The organism is Pandoraea captiosa (assembly GCF_902459775.1).
Classification (GTDB): Bacteria; Pseudomonadota; Gammaproteobacteria; order Burkholderiales; family Burkholderiaceae; genus Pandoraea; species Pandoraea captiosa.
Genome location: NZ_CABPSQ010000001.1, coordinates 1228325 through 1246524, shown reverse-complemented (window position 1 = coordinate 1246524; position 18200 = coordinate 1228325). Strand labels below are relative to the sequence as shown.

Genomic DNA, 18200 nt, shown 5'->3' with positions numbered 1-18200 from the left:
CCGCTTCGCCGACCATCATGGCGCTTACTGCTTCGCAACTCGAAACCTTCCGTAACGACGGTTATCTGATCCTTCCGCACTACGTGGCGCAGGCCGACTGCGAGGCGATCCTGGCCGATGCGCGAGCGCAGTTGGCGGCGGCGACGCTGCCACTGGAGTTCGAAGCCGATGTCGGCTATGAAGGGGCGCCGCAGTCGCGCGACGCCGTCGGTGGTCAGACGGTACGGCGTCTGCTCAAGGCGTATGACCGGGGCAACGCGCTGCGTCGATGGGCCACGCGCCCCGATCTGATCGAATCGCTCGCGCAGATCTTCGGCGAGGATGTCGTGCTTACGCTCGCACACCACAATTGCGTGATGACCAAGCACCCGCACTTCGGCACGGCCACGGGCTGGCACCGGGACATCCGCTATTGGTCGTTCCCGGAAAACTCGCTGATTTCCGTGTGGTTGGCGTTGGGGCCTGAGACACGAGCCAACGGTGCGCTTCGTTTCATCCCCGGTTCGCATCGCGAGCAGCTCAAGCCGCATCAACTGGATTCGCTCGACTTTTTGCGCCCGGACGAACCCGACAATCAGCCGCTCGTCGCGCGTGGCAAGCAAGTTGAACTCGCGCAGGGCGACGTGGTGTTGTTTCACAGCGGCCTGTTTCATGCCGCCGGGCGAAATGAAGGCGATACCACGAAGTTCTCGGTCGTCTTCGCGTACCGTGGCGTGAGTAATCCGCCAAAGCCGGGCTCCCGCTCGGCATCGGCGGGTGAGGTCGAACTCGGCCACTGATTTTTTGTGCGGCGCCGCCAGCGCCGTTCATGTGGCGCAAAGGGCCGCCGGATATCCGGTACGGTCCGCGATGGACGAACCTCGCCCTTCCCATTGGCGTGCCGATGGTCCTGCCGATTGTGCTCGCGATAGTGCCCCCGATAGGCTCTCTTTAGGTGCTTTCCTAAACCGACAAGCATCTTTTCCCGCGTAGACTCTTCGGCCACCCTTGTGGTGTCTTGCGCTGGTGCACCTGCGCCGCGTCGGCGCGTCGCCGATGCCCCGGGCCGCACCAGTAATCTGCCTGACGCCATGCCATGAACCCGTGACGTATCAAAGCCATGCGGATGCCATGCCGCGGGCCGTGCGCGTCCGTTTCCGGAGGAAATACGTGTCCCGTTCACCCATCACTCCTGCTGCGCCCGCGGCACCACCCAATCGTTCGCCGGCGCCCGGCGCAGCCACTCGCGCCACCTGGGGCTCGCGACTGGGGTTCGTTCTGGCCGCTGCCGGCTCCGCCGTAGGGCTGGGCGCCGTCTGGAAATTCCCGTATGTGGTCGGCGAGCATGGCGGCGGCGCATTTCTCACCGTCTATCTCGGTTGCGTATTGACGCTGGGCGTCGCGCTGTTGCTCGCGGAGATGACCATCGGGCGACTCACAGGTCAGTCGATTACCACGGCGATGCGCACATTGGGCGGTCGCGCCTGGGCATGGGTTGGCCGAATCGCGACGTTCAATGCTTTCGCGATCCTGTCGTTTTACGTCGTCGTCGGCGGCTGGACCGTCGCGTATTTGCTACGCGCGATTACCGGCTCGGTGCTGGCCAGCGACACGACCCGGCTGGTCGGTGAGTTCTCGGCGTTCACCGCGAACCCGGTCGCCTCGCTCGCGAGCATGGGCGCATTTCTCGGTCTCACGGCACTCATCGTTGCCGCAGGCGTTCAAAAGGGCATTGAACGTGCTGGCAAATGGCTCATGCCGGCACTGTTTTTTCTGATGCTGCTCGTGATTGCCCGTGCGCTTACGCTGCCCGGCGCAATGGCCGGCGTCGCCTGGTTTCTCACGCCCGACTTCTCGGTCATCACGGGCGACACATTGCTCGAAGCGCTCGGGTTGGCATTCTTCTCGCTGTCGCTGGGCGCGGGCATGATCGTCGTCTATGGCTCCTATCTGCCCAAGGACGCGCGCCTCGCGGGATCCGCCGTCTGGGTGGCTACCCTCGCCACGCTCGCCTGTTTCCTCGCCGGCCTGATGATTTTGCCCGCGGTGTTCGCCTTCGGCGTCGCGCCCAACGCCGGCCCCGGCCTCACGTTCATCACCATGCCGGCGATCTTCGCGCAGATGCCGTTCGGCCACGCCATTGCCGTGGCATTTTTCCTGCTGCTGCTTTTTGCGGCGCTCACGTCTGCCGTTTCGCTCTTCGAGCCGGTCACGGCCTTTCTGATCGACGAGTATGGGTGGCGTCGCGGTCCGGCGGTCGTCGCGGTGCTCGTTGCGACGTTTCTTTTCGGCGCGCCGGCCGCCTTGTCCTTCGGCATCTGGTCGGACGTGCGACTCTTCGACCGAACGATCTTCGATCTGATGGACTACGTCACCGTCAATCTCCTGATGCCCGCCGGAGGGCTGTGCGTTGCGCTCTTCGTCGGTGGGCGTATCTGGCCCACCGCGCGCACCGTGCTCGAAGGCTCGCGTGCGCAGTGGTTCGTGCCGCTTTGGCGTGTATTGCTGCTGGTGCTTACGCCGATCGCCATCTTCGGTGTCTGGTATCAAAGCCTCTGACGCGTGGGGCCGACGCGGGCGGCGTGACCCGCGTCGATTGCTCACTCACGGGCCACTCACCGTGCTGATCGATGTGTCGAACCGTGTGGTCATGCCACCGGCGTGCGCATCGTCACCCATTCTTCGGCAGCGGTCGGATGCACCGCCAGCGTGCGATCGAAATCGGCCTTCGTGGCTCCCATCGAAAGGGCCACACCCAGCAACTGCACTTGTTCGCCTGCGTGATCGCCCACCATGTGCGCACCGACGATCTTGTCGGTCGCACCATCCACCAGAAGCTTCATCAGTGTTTTTTCCTGGCGACCCGACAACGTAGCCTTGAGCGGACGGAACGAGGCCTTGAAGACCTTGAGCTGCGCATACTGCGCGCGTGCCTCGCTTTCGGTCAGTCCCACAACACCGATTTCCGGCGTGCTGAAGACGGCGGTCGGAATGCGCTTGTGATCGACCCGCGTCGGGCGTTCTCCAAAAACGGTATCGGCAAACGCTTGTCCTTCGCGAATGGCCATCGGCGTGAGATTGACGCGATCGGTCACGTCGCCAACAGCGAAGATCGACGGTACATTGGTGCGCGAGAACTCGTCGACGATGACCGCGCCCTTATCGTTGAGCGCGACACCGCTGGCCGCCAGTCCAAGTCCTTGCGTGTACGGCACGCGCCCGGCTGCGCTCAACAGAACGTCGGTTTCGTGCGTGCTGCCGTCCGAGAGCGTGACGCGCAAACGGTCCTGAACCTTCTCCGCACGCTCGACGGTGCGCTCGAGTGCGATCTCGATGCCGCGTTCGCGGTAGGCCGCTTCGAGCGCCGTACGCACTTCCTCGTCGAACCCACGCAGCAGATGTGGTCCCCGATGCACGACCGTCACTTGCGAGCCCAGCCCGGCAAAGACGCCCGCAAACTCCAGCGCAATGTAGCCGCCACCGATAATCGTGATGCGCTCGGGCAGCGATTCGAGATGAAACACTTCGTTAGAGGAAATTGCGTGCTCGCGGCCCACGAAGTGCGGCTGGTCGGCGGGACGACCACCGGTCGCGATCAGGATATGGCGCGCCGTAATGCGCTCACCCGTGGCGGGCAGCACGACCGTGTGCGGTCCCTCGACCACGGCGCGCGCGGCGACGAGTTCAGCGCCCGCGCGCTCGAGATTGGCTCGATAGATGCCTTCGAGTCGGGCGATTTCCGCGTCCTTGCGGGCGATCAGCGTTTTCCAGTCGAAGGTCGGGGAGGGCACTTGCCACCCGAAACCTGCGGCATCCTCGAATTCGTCGGCGAAGCGGCTCGCGTAGACGAGTAGCTTTTTCGGCACGCAACCCCGAATGACACAGGTGCCGCCGACGCGAAACTCCTCTGCCACTTTCACGCGGGCGCCGTATTGCGCGGCGACGCGTGCCGCGCGCACGCCGCCCGAACCGGCGCCAATTACGAACAGATCCACATCGAACTGGGACATTGCTGACTCCTATATGTCATTGGGTGCATCGCACTGTGTGTCGACGCCCATGGCTGAATGCGTTGAGCGATTGTGCCAGAGACATGCGCCATACATCCGGCCACCCCTGTGTTTTAGGGGACGTCCGATGTGTCCCTCGGACTGGGCCTCAGAGTGCGGTTCACATCGAGATTCGGAGCGCATGGCATCGTCGCCCGATCATCGGTGACGTCACAGGACCGATTCAACGTCAATCGGGGTTTTCGCACGATCGTGCATTTTCATTGACGCATATCAATGCGTCAGGCGAAACGCGGGCCGACAATCGAGGGCGTCGAAGGTCGATCAATGCGTCACCGGCGCATGACACGCGGGTCCATGAGGCCGGGCGTGTGCGCTGCGCCGATGATCTGTCGCGGCAGCCCGATGTTTCTGAAATGAAACACTTCTCGGAAATTTTTCGGACTTCTCGCGAATGGTGGAATTAGAAGTGCATAAGAATCAAGAGGTTGTCGATCGTGGTCCGGAATTTGCTGTTAGGGATTCAGGACAGGCGGGATTCACCGCCGGCACACGAGGATGTCATGACGAAGTCGCTTACGCCCCTCGCGGGCGCCACGTTGGCGCTGGCGTTGTTGTGTTGCTTCCGGATGGCGGCATCGGCACATGCCGCCAGTCCACCCGCCACTGTGAATCAAACCGGTGTGTCGGCGACGAAGTCCATAACGGCCAGCAGCACGCATGGCGCCCGGCCTTCTCGGGCCGCACGCGCCAGGCGTGCGGCCCGAGCGTCGGCCTACTCACCGCCTGGGTCACCGCCGCCTGCGCTCGTGGGGGCGGCCCCAGCGCCCTGGCACGACGTGTTTGCGCAGGCGGGCGCCTGGGCGTCCGATCCGGTCATCGTGAGCGGTCGGACCTTGAGCGGCACGCTCGGCAATGCCGGGCTGACGACCGGGGTGGATGGCCTGGTGACCGGCCCGCGTGCCGGGCTGACCGGGCTGTATCAGACCGTCTGGCATCGTGCGTTGACCAACCCCGCGTTGAGCACGCAACTTTTCGCCGGGGCGCCGGAATACTTCGGACTGCATTTCTAAGTCCGACTTCGGCAGTCCGCCGCACAGGCGGCACGGCAGAACGCCGCATCCCTCTCTGTTCCCTCCGTACTCTGTGTGCTGAGCGCCCCGACACGCCTGCCGCCGGTACGTACGCCCTTGACGCGACGCGCGCCGCGGTCAGTGCACGCCATTCCCTCGTGCTTGCCTCGCCAAGTTCAATGCGGGTAGGATTAACCCGCAGTTCAAGCGTGGCATTTTCCCAAGACATGCCGACTGCTGGCATGCCATTCCGTTCTGGAGCCCCCCTATGAGCACGCCTGACGTATCTGTGCAAAGCCCTCCCCAGAAAAAAACGATTCCTATCGGGCTGTTTGCCGGTGTGATCGTGATGATCGCCGTGCTCCTGATCCCCATGCCCGACGACCTGCCGGTGGCGGGCCATCGCATGCTGGCGATTCTTGCCTTCGCCGTCGTCGTCTGGATTACGGAAGCCGTGTCGTACGAAGCCAGCGCCATCATCATCACATCGTTGATGGCATTCCTCGTGGGCACGGCACCCACGGTGCAGGACCCCAGCGTCGAATACGGCACCTCACGCGCTATCAGTATGGCGCTTGCGGGTTTCTCGAATTCGGCGCTCGCGCTCGTGGCCGGCGCGCTGTTCATCGCCGCGGCCATGACACTCACCGGCCTGGACCGGCGCATAGCGCTCGTCACGCTCTCGAAGATCGGCACCAGTACCCGGCGCGTGATGATCGGTGCGGTGGCCGTCACCATCCTGCTCTCGCTCGTCGTGCCCAGTGCGACGGCGCGCAGCGCCTGTGTGGTGCCGATCATGATGGGCGTCATCGCCGCGTTCGGCGTCGACAAGCGCTCGAACATTGCCGCCGGGGTCATGATCATCGTGGCGCAGGCCACCAGTATCTGGAACGTCGGCATTCAGACCGCCGCGGCGCAAAACCTGCTGACCGTCGGATTCATGGACAAGATGCTCGGCGACCGCATCACGTGGGCCGAGTGGCTCGTGGCCGGCGCGCCCTGGGCGATCATCATGTCGGTCGTTCTGGTGGTGCTCGTGCTCAAGATGATGCCGCCCGAGGCCGACGCCATCGCCGGTGGCAAGGAGGCCGTCGAGGCGCAACTGCGCGAGATGGGACCGATGACGAGCGCACAGAAGCGTCTGCTGGCCGTGTCGATCGGGTTGCTGCTGTTTTGGGCAACGGAAGGCAAGCTGCATCGCTTCGACACCACGTCGGTGACCTATGTCGGACTCGTGGTGCTGATGCTCCCGCGCTTTGGCGTGATGACCTGGAAGGACGTGCAGTCGCGCATTCCCTGGGGCACGGTGATCGTGTTCGGGGTGGGCATCAGTCTCGGTACGGCATTACTCACGACGCAGGCAGGGCAGTGGCTGGGTAACCACGTAGTGGCCGCCACTGGACTGGACACGTTGTCGACGTTGTGGATCTTCGCGATCCTCGCGGCATTCCTCATCCTCATTCACCTGGGCTTCGCGAGCGCCACGGCACTGACCTCGGCCATGCTGCCGATCCTGATTGCGGTGCTGCAAACGCTGCCCGGCGACTTCAACCGGTTGGGCATGACCATGCTGCTGGGCTTTACCGTCAGCTTTGGTTTCATCCTGCCGATCAATGCGCCGCAGAACATGGTGTGTCTGGGCACCGATACCTTCACCGCGAAGCAGTTCGCGAAGGTCGGGATCGTCGTGACCGTCATCGGTTACGTCTTGCTGCTCGCCTTCGCCGCGACGTACTGGCGTTGGCTGGGCTGGCTGTAATGCACGCCGCCGAACAAGGAGCCACCATGCGAATCCCTCTGAAAGACGCCGTCGACTTCGGCAAACAACTGTTGCTCGCGCAAGGGGTGCCGGACGACATCGCGCTCGACGTTGCCCAACATCTCGTGGAGTCCGACCGGGTGGGCTATGCCAGTCACGGTCTGTCCATTTTGCCGACGTACCGAAAGGTGTTGGAGGACGATCAGGTCAATCCGACCGGACGCCCGACCGTACTCACCGATCACGGCAACCTGCTGCTCTACGAAGGCAATCGCGGCTTCGGGCAGCATGTGGGCAAATTCGTGGTCGAGCATGCGATTGCGCGCGCGTTCGACAAAGGCGTGGCGATCCTCACATTGCGCAACAGCCACCACCTCGGCCGCATGGGCCAGTATGGCGAGATGGCAGCGCATCAGGGGCTGGTGTTCATGGCGTTCACCAACGTGACGAACCGTCAGCCGATGGTGGCGCCGTACGGGGGCAGCGAGCCGCGCCTGACAACGAATCCGTTGTGCTTCGCCGGACCGTTGCCGAACAATCGTCCGCCGCTCGTGGTCGACATGGCGACGAGCGCGATCGCCATCAACAAGGCGCGCGTGCTGGCGGCCGAAGGCAAGCAGGCGCCGCCGGGATCGCTGATCGACGGTTACGGCAACCCGTCCACCGATCCGAATGCGCTCTTCACCGAACCGTTCGGCGCGTTGTTGCCGTTTGGCGGACACAAGGGTTATGCCCTGGGCATTGTGACGGAACTGCTCGCGGGCGTACTCTCGGGCGGTGGCACGATTCAGCCGGAGCATCCGCGTGCGGGCGTGGCGACGAACAATATGTTCGCCATCGTGCTGAATCCGCAGGTCGATTTCGCGGCCACGTGGCGCTCGCACGAAGTGGAGGCGTTCATCGACTATCTGACTTCATGCCCGCCGCAGCCCGGCTTCGACCGCGTGCAGTATCCGGGCGAGTACGAAGCGGAAAATCGCAAGAAACATCACGATCACATCGACCTGACGGCGCCGATCTGGGAGTCGTTGCTGAAGATGGCGACGGATTTGGGCGTGGCGACGCCGCGCACGTGGTAAGGGAGACGACAGACCCATGGCATTACTTAAGGTGGACGTGGTCAGTACCGAACGTTCGATATTTTCGGGCGAAGCGCGCTTCGTGGAAGTGCCGGGTTCGGCAGGTGAGTTGGGGGTATTGCCCGGGCACACGCCGTTACTCTCGGGCGTGCGCCCGGGCACCGTGCGAATCGAGGCCGAGGACGGTACCGAGACGTTCCTGTACATCGCCGGTGGTTTCGTCGAGATCCAGCCCGACCGGGTGACGGTGCTGGCCGACACGGCCATGCGCGCCGACAGTCTCGATCAGGCGCGCGCAGAACGGGCACGCGAAGCGGCGGCGGCATTGCTGGAGCAGCAGACCGGCGACATCGACTACGCCAAGGCGCAGGCCGAACTGACCGAAGCCGTGGCGCAGTTGCAGGCGATCCGGCGCATGCGCAAACAGAAGTCGCGCACGCCGACCGGGTGAAGCGGGGCACCGTCGCACCGGGTTCCACACGGCGGGGCGTCGCCGTGTGGTCAGAACCATTTGATCTGTTCCATGCCTCTCCCCTTGGACACATGGTAGTCCCCGACACCATGAATGAAGACCTTCTTTTCAGCGACATTGCGGGTGTATATGAGACGCCATACACCACGTCCCCCCTGTCCGTCTCTGACGTCGGCTGACCAGTAAGAGGTGTAGCCGGGGAGCACCCCCTGGGCGTGTTCGTTGTCCCCCGGTGTCTCCCCGTTCTTGAGTCGTTCCTCCGATTCATCCAGGCTGGCTGTCATGATTCTTGACAGCGCGAAGTCGTTTCTCATCGCTGTGTATCGCTCCGACTTGACGATGGTCCATTTTTCCTCAGGCACCGGGGCTCTTTCGGGCGCGACCGGCCGTGCGGCAGCCCGTTGCGCGATCGGCACGACTTTCTCCTTGGCTTTTTTGGCTGCAGACGCACCCGAAGCCTTTTTTTTTGCCGCCCGCTCTGTGGCCTTTCGTTCCTGCTCCTCTTTCTCCGCAGTGCTTACGGCCATCCCCGAGGAGAAGTTCGATTCGCTGGGCGAAGCGCTTGCCTGACTTAGTATGCTGATGTTCGAAGCACGCATCCCACCGCGATGGAACGACCCGATGGAGCTTGCACTGGATTGACGTCGATGATTGCCACTGGGGGGCGTGTCGACGGTGGCGTGCGGCATATTGGATTGGGGGCTTTGCGAGTTGACGCGTTGCCGCAGGTTAGCGGAGGGCGGCTTGCCCTTCGGAGATGCGGACGCGCGTCTGCCGGGCGCCAGTTGACTGACTGCTTTGCGGGCTTTGCGGGCTTTGCTGGTGAACCAGAAATAGCCTGCTACCAGGAACAGCAACGCCGCGAATGCCAAAGACGCGAATGTTCCGCCGATATGGGAGCGATTCGGCTCCTCGGCTGCCAACCCCTGCCAGTCGGTCAGCGTCATCGGATTGTTACCGACCATCGCAAACAAGTTCAGGCCGTCGACATCGCCTGCCGGATCGGGGGTGATCCAGCGATGCAACCATGGCGCGAGATAGCGGTAGCCGTAGTAGTACAACCCGGTCGCATCGCGTTCGCGTCCCGCATATCGCAGCACGCGATATTTAACTTCCACGGTGTGACGGCTCGCCTGCCATGCCGTGCTGCCGAACGGGTAATAGCCTTCTCTGCTCGTGATGTTGGCGTCGGCATCGAGTTCGCAGACATTGCTGCCCAGCCGGTCGTCGAGCCGGAATCTGACGCTGTCGTTGTCGATGCCTTCGGGAAGCCCCTCGTTCCAGTGGAGCAGTCGAACGCTCGACGCGCCGCCCGGCACGGCAATCACGTGGAGCACTTCGCCCGTGGCGGTGTCGGTGCGAATCTCCAGTCCCGGCAGGTAGCGAACCTCGGCCAGATGGGTGACACGTTGCGCCACGCGCCGCGTGACTTTGCGTATCCGCCGCCCGCCTGCGTCGTACTGATAGCATTCGTCGTCGTCGACCGCGTCGTCGCGTGCGATCTGTGTCACGCGGCGCAGTTCGTTGCGTGCCGTCCAGATCATGGACTGCCCCGGCGCCAGCGTCTGCATATTGCCGTTTTCGTCGAAGGCCTTATCGAAGTCGGGCGGCGTGACGTCGTCTTTCCGTAGCGCGCGATTACTGGTGGCTGCGACGACCATCTCCGACGTGAACGGTCGATCGCCTGTGTGCAGCATACGGGTCAGATTGCCCCCGTGGTCGTAGGTGTATTGACGCACATAGGGCACAAGCAACGTCTCATCGCCCGGTGTCGGCAGTTCCGGCCCTTGCGACGGCTGTGCGCTTTCCCGGCCGGTCGCCTCGACGAGCCGCGACATCGTGTCGTACGTGTACAGGCTCACGCCATCGGTGCGTCGGTTGCGGTGAAATCGTGGTGCGACGGTCAAGTCCTCGATCCGTACCACATTGCCCACCGGATCGTATTCGTAGAGCAGCGCCTGCACGGTACTTCCATCGGCTTTGCGCGCATGTTGACCGATCAGTCGCCCATCGGTCGCGCGGTAGACGAATTCACTTGTGACGCCATTGCCTGCCGTTTGCGCGCACAGGTGCCCCATGGCGTCGTAGATCATGTCGCGCACGACGATCTGCTCGCTGCGCTTGCCGGCTTGCAGCAGAGTGGCCGTCTCGAGCGCACCGGCGACGTCGACGCGCTGCGATGTCGTATTGCCGCAAGCGTCTGTCTGTCGCCAGACCTCTCCGAGCGCATCGGCATGCCATGTCGTCGTCCATTCGATCGCCTCAAGCCACGTCTCGCGCTCGCTCTCGTCTTCCGGCCAGTCGGGGGAATCGACTTCGTTGAGAAAGCGTCGTGTCTCGGTCAACGGCTGTCCGTTCAGATCGAAGGCTTCGCGGCGCAGGCTGCCGGCGGGGTCGTCGTGACGGATACGCTGCGCGCACGCGTTGGCGTCGAAGGCGTCCGGTCCGGCGTAGGCCATGCGCTCGGTGCAGCGCTCGGACACCTCGTCCCGAGCGCCCTCGAAGATCGCCGTCGGTCGGGCGAGCGCGTCGTACTCGAAACGTTGGTGAGTGCCTCTGGCGTCCCAGCCGAGGCGCGGCAGACCGGCGACGTCGATCAATGCGACCTGCCATCCGGCATCGACGCTTTCCGTGCGCAGCACCTCGCCCGACAAGCTATGCAATGTCGTTTGGTTCTGCACAGCGCCGGATCGAAGCGTCGGGCGTTTTCCCGACGTCAACGCCAATGCACCAAGTCGCGGGTCTTGTTGCGAGGTAAGACGCTGTCCCGTGCTCAGGTAATTGCGCGTGATCAACGGGGTCAATTCGTCTTCAGCACTGCGCAAGTAGTCAATGCCGCGCGTCGTCGCGCCGCGCGCATCGACCGCTGTGACGGACGGCGTGTGCGCGTGCAGTGAGGTTCGACGCGTCGTCATTTCGATGCGTCTCCAGGCTCGCCGGTGCGTGCCTGTTCGAGTTCATGCGCCGTATCGTTTTCGTCTTCCGAGACGGTGTGCCACGGCCAATAGGTCTCACGACGTCGATATCCGGCCGCCGTTACGGTCAGGGTGGGGCGGCCCAGCGGGTCGTAGGATTGACGGTCGCAGTGACCGAACACACGCATGGCGGCGTCGTCGACGTAGCGATGGCTGTTCGCGAAATAGGGCCGATAGACACGAACCACGAGCCCTTTGTTGTCGTACTCGACACGCTCGCTGACTCGCCAGCGGGGGTTGGCGAGGGCGACGACCGGCTGTCCATCGTCGTCGATGGCGAGCGAGCCGTCGTCGAGGACCTGATAAGCGTCTCCCGGCGGGACCCGTTGCTTTTCCTGAAGTGTACGGGCGAAGCCGTCCGAATCGACGAGGTGCATGCGGATCTGCCGCTCGGGGTCGTCGGGGTAACGGTCGGCGAGCAAGTGCAACCCGTGCGGCGGACGGCGGTTTGTCGCGAGCAGGGTGTCGGCGACGGCGTCGGGCATGGCCGTTGCCGCTGCGTTGTCCGCTGTATGGTCAGTCGCGCCGTCAGTCGTGCCGTCAGTCGTGCCGTAGATGTGCACTACGCTTGGTCCGTCATCCCGCCCACCACGCGCACCACGCGCACCACGCCCACCACGCCCACCACGCCCATCGCCGCGCGAACGCTGCGCCACGACGTCTTCTGCGCGAGCGCGTGCACTGGCCCGCACGTAGCCTTGTGGCGTCACCCAACGATGCCGGGCCCATGTCTGCCGGGTCTCCGGTGAGGGCAGATGCTTGTCTTCCACGCGACCCATCCACGACAGCGAATCGAAGAACCACGCATTGGCAACGTCCTGAAGCGCCGCTTGGGGTTGCGCGATGGCCTCGTCGGGCGACGTGACGTCCCGCAAGTAATCGGACATCGGCATGAAGCCTGCGGGCTGTCCCTGAATCGTGCCGTGGATCGTGCTGGCGACGAGCCGCCCGAGACCGTCGTAGCGTGCTTCCTGCGTAATCCTGTTCGGATCGGTCACGCTGACTGGCTGCATCGTTCGGTAGTCGATGACCGCCTGCGTCGCGCAGCCGTCTGCCGTGACCACCCGGACCTGCGCGCAGTGATACGCGTCGTATTCGAGCGTGGTGTCGCCCAATAGGCTCGCCTGACGCCACGTCCGGACGTGATGAAACGTATCGAGCGGGCCATATGTCGTGCAGTCCCGATGTGCCGCCCACAACGTCATTGGGTCCTCCGGCAGGAAAGCCTGCATGCGAACGTAGCCCGCTGCCTCGAGTTCGACATCGAGTTCGGTCTCGTTGAGAACGTCGTCGTAAGCGCTCAGGGCAATCGCGTCCAGTTCGGCGTGTTCCTCGTACTCGACCAGTCCGGCGAGGAGCAGCGCTGTGTCGTCGTTCGAGACGTAATGGATCTCGGACATGGCGCCAAGCTGGCGTTCGTCTGGTGCGGTGAGCGGCCCGTCGCTTGCGATGAACGACTCGTAGCGGATGCTGGACGGCGGCAAGTTGCCCGCATGGAACGCCAGTGCGTCGACGCGCGAGCGCCAGGGCATGGCGGCGCGCCACTGGTCGTCGGTATCGATGTCTAACCAGGCGAGCTTCGATTCGGACACATAGCTGATGCGCTGGGCGTCGTCATGTGCATCCTGCCACCAGCGAATCTGCCAGACATCGTCGTCATCGAACGGCGGCGGGCCGTCGCGTCGCGCGTAATGCACCTGCACCGCATGTAGCGCCGCGCCGTGCGTATCCCACCGCAGGCCGATCGCATGGTCGCAACGGGGGTCGCTCGGCTGCCGCTCGTAGTGATGTTCACGTGTCTCCAGCACGAGCGGCCGCACGACCGAATGCCGCGCCGCGGGGCCACGCGGTTGCATCATGCGTACCAGATGGCGGGTTTCGGCAACGGTATAGGGCGACGCCGCGGCGACATCCATGCCGAAGATCTCCACACGTCGCGCCGAACCGCTCAATGCCCGCGCCATGTCGAGGCGCGCCTCGTTGTCCCAATCGTCTGCGGGGGTGTCGACGTTTTCTCCGGTATCGAAATGGCAGCGCAACGTTGGGCCAAGCGGCAAGGCGTCGGGATCGCTGTCGTCGAATTCGTCGGTCCGCACGTCGTTGGCCTCGTCACGGCCCACGTGGTACCACGTGCGTGTGAGTTGCGGCGCGGTGAAGACATCGTCGGAAGTCTCAGAGGGCTGTTCGCTGTCGTAATGCAGCACGAGACCGAAGCCGCGCAGCTCACGGTCGACAGGGTCGTAATAGCCTTGACGGTATTGGAATCGTTCGCGGCGTTCGCCGCCGGTGATCTGGTCGACTTGCGACTGCTGCGAGACAAGCGGAATCGGGAACGGAATGCCGCTGCGCGCCGGTCGGTCAAGGGCGGTCAACTCACGCTTTTCGTCGAGCCATTCCTGTGCGGAGCTACGGTAGCGAATCGTTGCTGCGAGCCCCATGTTGTTGTCCGACGCTTCAAGCAGGTAGGGCTTGCCGTGGGGCGCAAGGTCGCATCGCCAATGTCGGGGCGTCAGATGCGGCACGGTCTGCGGCACGCTCAGCACGAGACTGGCGCACCCGAGCCCTTGCAGGTCGGCAACGCTCAACTGGCATGTGCGGTCGTATCGCACGCCGGCCGGCCATGAGATGCGCCCGGCCCCCGACCAGCCGTTGCCGCTGCCGTTGCGGAAGATCAGCGCGGCGTCAGGTTGCAGATAAATCAGGTCGACGGCGCCACTGCCGTCGAGGTCGGCGAGCCTCACGTGTGAGACGTCGAAATCCTCGGCATCGAAAGGCAACTTGCCGAATAGTCGGGGGGCGCCGAAGCGGCCATGTCCGAGGTTGGGCCATATCGTTACGCCATCGTGTCTTACACGAGCCAACTGCGGTTGGCCCGCGCCGAGAAAGTCCGCGAAGGCGATCAGCTCGGCGCGGTCGTCAGATAATCCCGGCAGGCGGGATTCCTGTGCGATGTCGACCGGCGCGGCGAATCCCGCTTCGCGTCGGTTGGCATACAGGCGCACGCTTCGCGGACCGATCATCGCAAAGTCTTGCAGCCCGGCGCCCGTCAGATCCGCCAGTTGTCCGCGCGGATCGGTGAATTCCGTGGGGAACGCCGCGAAGGGCAGAAAGGTCGACCATTCGCGATCCGGACCGATGCTGAAGTATCCCGCAAAGCCGGGCTGGACGACGAGCCAGTCGAGTCGTCCGTCGCCGGTCAGATCGGTGAGCGTTTGTTGCATCGGCGCCTGCGCGTCGGCTATCGGCACGCGGTCGAGCCGCACAAGCGGGCCGAAATGCATGCTGTCGTTGCCATCGCCACTGTTGTCGGCGCGCACCGGCTCCCGGTAGTACCAACCGCCGCTGGCACGGTGCAGCACGCCAGCAATGCCTTCTCCGTACAAATCCACCAGTTGATACGACTCGCCATCGTTCATGCCGGGCATGTCCGGCATGGGAACGAAAGCATCGTCGTCCGCACCCGGCAAGGTGAAGGCGGTGTAGGTGAACTCCAGTGGTGCGCCGAATGCGACCATGTTGTCGGCGTCGTAGCCCATCTCGTGGGCGGCGCTCAGTGTTGTGCACATGGTGTTCTCGTCATACTCCAGCAGTGTTCGGCGCACGAGCACCGGCGCTTCGCCGAGTTCGTCGAAGCGATGGAACATCAGCACTTGATGGCACAAACGCCGTTTGCGAACCTCGAAGCCGAACGCAAAGGAGGAGAACGGGTCCTGACGCGCGGGCCACGGTGTCTGTGGTGCGTAAGTCGGCAATTCGTCGATGCCCGTGGCGCGCTCGCCGAAGTCGAAGATCAGTTCGAAATGCCACGTCATGTCGTCGGTTGCACCGAGTAGCGAGGGCGGTACCAGACGGGCGACGGCGTTGCCGTAGCACACGCGTTGCAGGTAGTGGGTGTCGGCGCGATGCTGCGCCATCTCGTCGCCGGTGTCGTGCTCGTCGTCACGGGCGTACTCGTAGCGAATCTGTTCGCCATTCGGGGCAACGGATTCGTCGAGCCACCATTCGGCGATGCGTGGCAGATCCACGGCGGGATCGAGCGACGGGGCTTGCGTGCGGGTGCGCTTGCCGAAGAGGTGGACGCCCCCGGTGGCGTCGTGCATCAGCCAGAACCATTCGCCATCGGTGTCGCCGCGCCACGATTCGATACGTACCGGCTCGCCGAGCACACGCGGCAAGTACTGGGTGACGGTGTAAGACTGGGCAAGCGCCGCGCCGCGAAAACTCGACATCGTGCGGGTAACGGGCTGGCCGTTCGCCCCGATCTCGGGAACGATGACTTCGCCGGTCGGGCCGATCAGGTCGTCGGTCAGGTTGAGGTCGTCGAAACGCGGCGTGCCTTTGCCGGTGCGTCGGGCGACGCGAGGCAAGGGCATCTGCCACCCCTGACCGAATTCCGACCTGCCCGCCTGGCTGCTGTACCCGAGTGAGAGGGCCGGAGCGAACCCACGCCCGGCGGAGATCGGCAAGGCGATGGAGATCGTCGCGGCCCCTGTCGCGCCCACGCTGCCGAAGCCGTTGCCGACGCTATGGATCGCGCCACCGCCCTTGGGCAGCGCAGGCGGGTGGATGGCGAGATTGGCGGTGTCGTTCATGTCTCGTCCTCATCGGGTTCGCTACGTCTATGTCCAGTGCAGCAGCACACGATCGATCGCACGTGAGTCTCCCGCCACGACCCGATACAAGTCCACGATTGGAGAAAACGCGGTGTCGCTGGTCAGCCGCGCACAGGCGACGTCACCGAATGTGAACGGATAGATGAGGCTGTACGGCGGCCCGATGGTGTTGGTCACGCGATAGTGCTCGCCGGGCTGATAACTGGTGTATGTCGGCCATTGAACGTAGATGGATTCGCCGACGGCAGCCGACCTGACGGGCGCATAAAGGAACGGTGGCTCCGGCAGATAAAATCGCCCCGGATGATCTTTCCGGGTGTCGACATCGAAGTCGAAGTGAAACGTCTGCGCGAACGAGCCGATTGCGCGGATATGCGCGACGACGATTTCCGAATAGTCGCCGGGATCCAGGTCCGTGTCCAAGCGTACTGAAAGGGTGGACTCGGCCGACGTGGACGCACTCGCGATGTATGGGCCAAGGGTTTCACCGTTTGCCTGCAGGAGCCGGATCTCCACCGCATCGTCGTAAATGCGCCCCGCAATCGGGTGCGGGCCAACGCCGTCCATGAAGTATTTTCCGACAATGGCATATACGCGCAGGTGAGGCGTGGCGTATTGCTCACCGAACCGAACTCCGGTCGGCCGGGATAGATGACGGCGATGGCTGTCGACTCGTCCGGGTCCGATGGTGTTCGCCTGAAATCGACGCTGTGGCGTTTGGCCTGTGCACCGCCGACGATGGTGAATTGCGCTGGCGAATGCAGACCGTGATCCTGACGGTAGGTGACGGGAAACACGGCTGCGCCGTCGGCGTCCGTACGTTTGACGACATCGATCGGCATGGACAGCGCGCCCTCGACAATGGCGGTGTCGGGTATCAGGCTTGCGATGTAGCACGGCGCGTTGGCCACCGGCTCGCCGTCGGGAATTGCCCGCGCTTCCACCCGGATGCCGCTCTCCGAACCGTAGGACGGTCCGAAGACGAAAACCTCGCCGCGCATGCTTGTTTTCGGCGTTGGCAATGCGACAAGATCGAACGGTCTGTCCGCGACCGTGCCATGCGTCGAGATCGGTGACTTCCACGGCTCGCAGGTGAAGTCGAGTTCGATGAAGTAACCGGGGGCGTCGGCATCGGGGTCGACCGTGACGGTCCATTCGAGGCCGTTGGCATCGATTTCGCGAGAAACGCCTGGCGGGGGCTCGAAGCTCAGGGCGCCGTTCGCCGGCAAATCATCGGTAATCCGGAAGTCGACGGCACATTGCCGGTTGAGCGAAACGTTGTCCGACGTCGGCTTTAGCGCCAACGTGTGAGGAGACGATTGCGCGCCGAAAACGACGCGACCTTCGACGGGGTTGATTTCTCGTCCGTCCAGCGTCAGAACGAACTGAGTCCAGGGTAATGACGAAATCGTTCGAACCTCGACCGACGCATTCAATGGAGCTTCGTTGTAGGGGGCGTCGATTGCCGCAGTCACTGTGGCATCTGCCTTTGGGAGAAATTCGAATTCTGCCCAGCCCTCGTCGTCGGTACGTGTCGTTCCGCTATCGACCCCATTCAACCGCCATTGGACGGGCACTCCGGTCGCTGCGATGGCGGCGGCGGCGTTCAGCACGCGCGCGCGCACGACCGCGGTCTCACCCAAAGGTATGCACGGCCAGTAGGCGGGCGGATCGACGGATTCGAATGCCCGTTTGAAATGGCCGGTAACACAGTCGAGCGGATAGGGTGGGGCGTGGTAGATGCTCTCGACGACGATGGTGTTTGCGACGTCGGGATCGGCTTTTATGTCGCATCGCAGTGTCCAGGGGCTTCGGGCGAGTTGGGCGTCGTCATCGGGTTCGATCGGCGCTGTGGGTTCGATTGTCAGCCCTTGCGCATCCGCGCCGTTTTCGTCGTCCCAGTAGGCGTACGCTTGCGAGCCGGCATACGTGCCGTCGGCGCTGCCTGCCCAGCCGCATGCTTCGTCGATCGGGAGCGCGAGCACGTGCGCGGCGCCGATGCAGATGGGCAGTTTGCCGTCGATGGTCCAGCGCGGGACAACCCCATCGAGCGAGACGGGCACCGGTGACTCGTGAAGCGCGAGCGCGGGTAGATGCAAGTTGACGGCGATGCCCGGGTCGCCGGGGATTTGAATCAGTGCGCCGGAGATATGCACTTGTCCGGGGCGAACCGGCCAGTTTGGCTCGCGACCGTCGTCGACGTCGTCATCCTGCCCGTGCAGCTCCGTCGGCGGGTCTTG

11 protein-coding genes are annotated in these 18200 nt (G+C 63.7%); 6 read left to right on the top strand and 5 right to left on the bottom strand.

The window, feature by feature from the left end; genetic code table 11:
• Positions 1–17 precede the first annotated feature (17 nt).
• Both PCA31118_RS05150 and PCA31118_RS05145 read left to right on the top strand, forming a co-directional pair.
• Positions 18–779, top strand: a complete 762-nt coding sequence (locus PCA31118_RS05150; protein ID WP_150623508.1) for a phytanoyl-CoA dioxygenase family protein — start codon at positions 18–20, stop codon at positions 777–779.
• Between the two features lie 370 nt (positions 780–1149).
• Entirely contained in the window at positions 1150–2538 is a 1389-nt protein-coding gene (locus tag PCA31118_RS05145; RefSeq protein WP_246190065.1) for a sodium-dependent transporter, read from the top strand.
• An 89-nt stretch (positions 2539–2627) separates the two neighbouring features.
• Here the strand turns inward: PCA31118_RS05145 and gor are convergent, their stop codons facing one another.
• Entirely contained in the window at positions 2628–3989 is a 1362-nt protein-coding gene (gene gor / locus PCA31118_RS05140) for a glutathione-disulfide reductase (RefSeq protein ID WP_150623506.1), read from the bottom strand.
• Between the two features lie 563 nt (positions 3990–4552).
• Between gor and PCA31118_RS05135 the strand changes: the two genes are divergently transcribed.
• The 4 genes from PCA31118_RS05135 (at position 4553) to PCA31118_RS05120 (ending at position 8351) form a co-directional block, all read left to right on the top strand.
• Positions 4553–5062, top strand: a complete 510-nt coding sequence (locus PCA31118_RS05135) for a hypothetical protein (protein WP_150623504.1) — start codon at positions 4553–4555, stop codon at positions 5060–5062.
• A gap of 268 nt (positions 5063–5330) precedes the next feature.
• Positions 5331–6821 carry a DASS family sodium-coupled anion symporter gene (locus tag PCA31118_RS05130; RefSeq protein ID WP_150623502.1) on the top strand — a complete coding sequence of 497 codons (1491 nt, stop codon included), beginning with the start codon at positions 5331–5333 and terminating at the stop codon, positions 6819–6821.
• A 26-nt stretch (positions 6822–6847) separates the two neighbouring features.
• The gene (locus PCA31118_RS05125) at positions 6848–7900 is read left to right on the top strand and encodes an Ldh family oxidoreductase (protein WP_150623500.1); all 1053 of its coding nucleotides are present in this window, start codon (positions 6848–6850) and stop codon (positions 7898–7900) included.
• 16 nt (positions 7901–7916) lie between these two features.
• Positions 7917–8351, top strand: a complete 435-nt coding sequence (locus tag PCA31118_RS05120) for a F0F1 ATP synthase subunit epsilon (RefSeq protein ID WP_150623498.1) — start codon at positions 7917–7919, stop codon at positions 8349–8351.
• A gap of 50 nt (positions 8352–8401) precedes the next feature.
• Here the strand turns inward: PCA31118_RS05120 and PCA31118_RS05115 are convergent, their stop codons facing one another.
• The 4 genes from PCA31118_RS05115 to PCA31118_RS05105 are packed head-to-tail and all read right to left on the bottom strand — an operon-like array spanning position 8402 to position 18116.
• Entirely contained in the window at positions 8402–11287 is a 2886-nt protein-coding gene (locus PCA31118_RS05115; protein ID WP_150623496.1) for an RHS repeat domain-containing protein, read from the bottom strand.
• Entirely contained in the window at positions 11284–15939 is a 4656-nt protein-coding gene (locus PCA31118_RS05110; protein ID WP_150623494.1) for a SpvB/TcaC N-terminal domain-containing protein, read from the bottom strand. The genes PCA31118_RS05115 and PCA31118_RS05110 overlap by 4 nt, the downstream gene beginning before the upstream one ends.
• Before the next feature lie 27 nt (positions 15940–15966).
• On the bottom strand, positions 15967–16137 hold the full coding sequence (locus PCA31118_RS26965) for a hypothetical protein (protein WP_174990331.1): 171 nt from the start codon (positions 16135–16137) through the stop codon (positions 15967–15969).
• Positions 16134–18116, bottom strand: a complete 1983-nt coding sequence (locus PCA31118_RS05105; RefSeq protein WP_150623492.1) for a hypothetical protein — start codon at positions 18114–18116, stop codon at positions 16134–16136. Before PCA31118_RS05105 ends, PCA31118_RS26965 begins: the two co-directional genes overlap by 4 nt.
• Between the last annotated feature and the right edge of the window lie 84 nt (positions 18117–18200).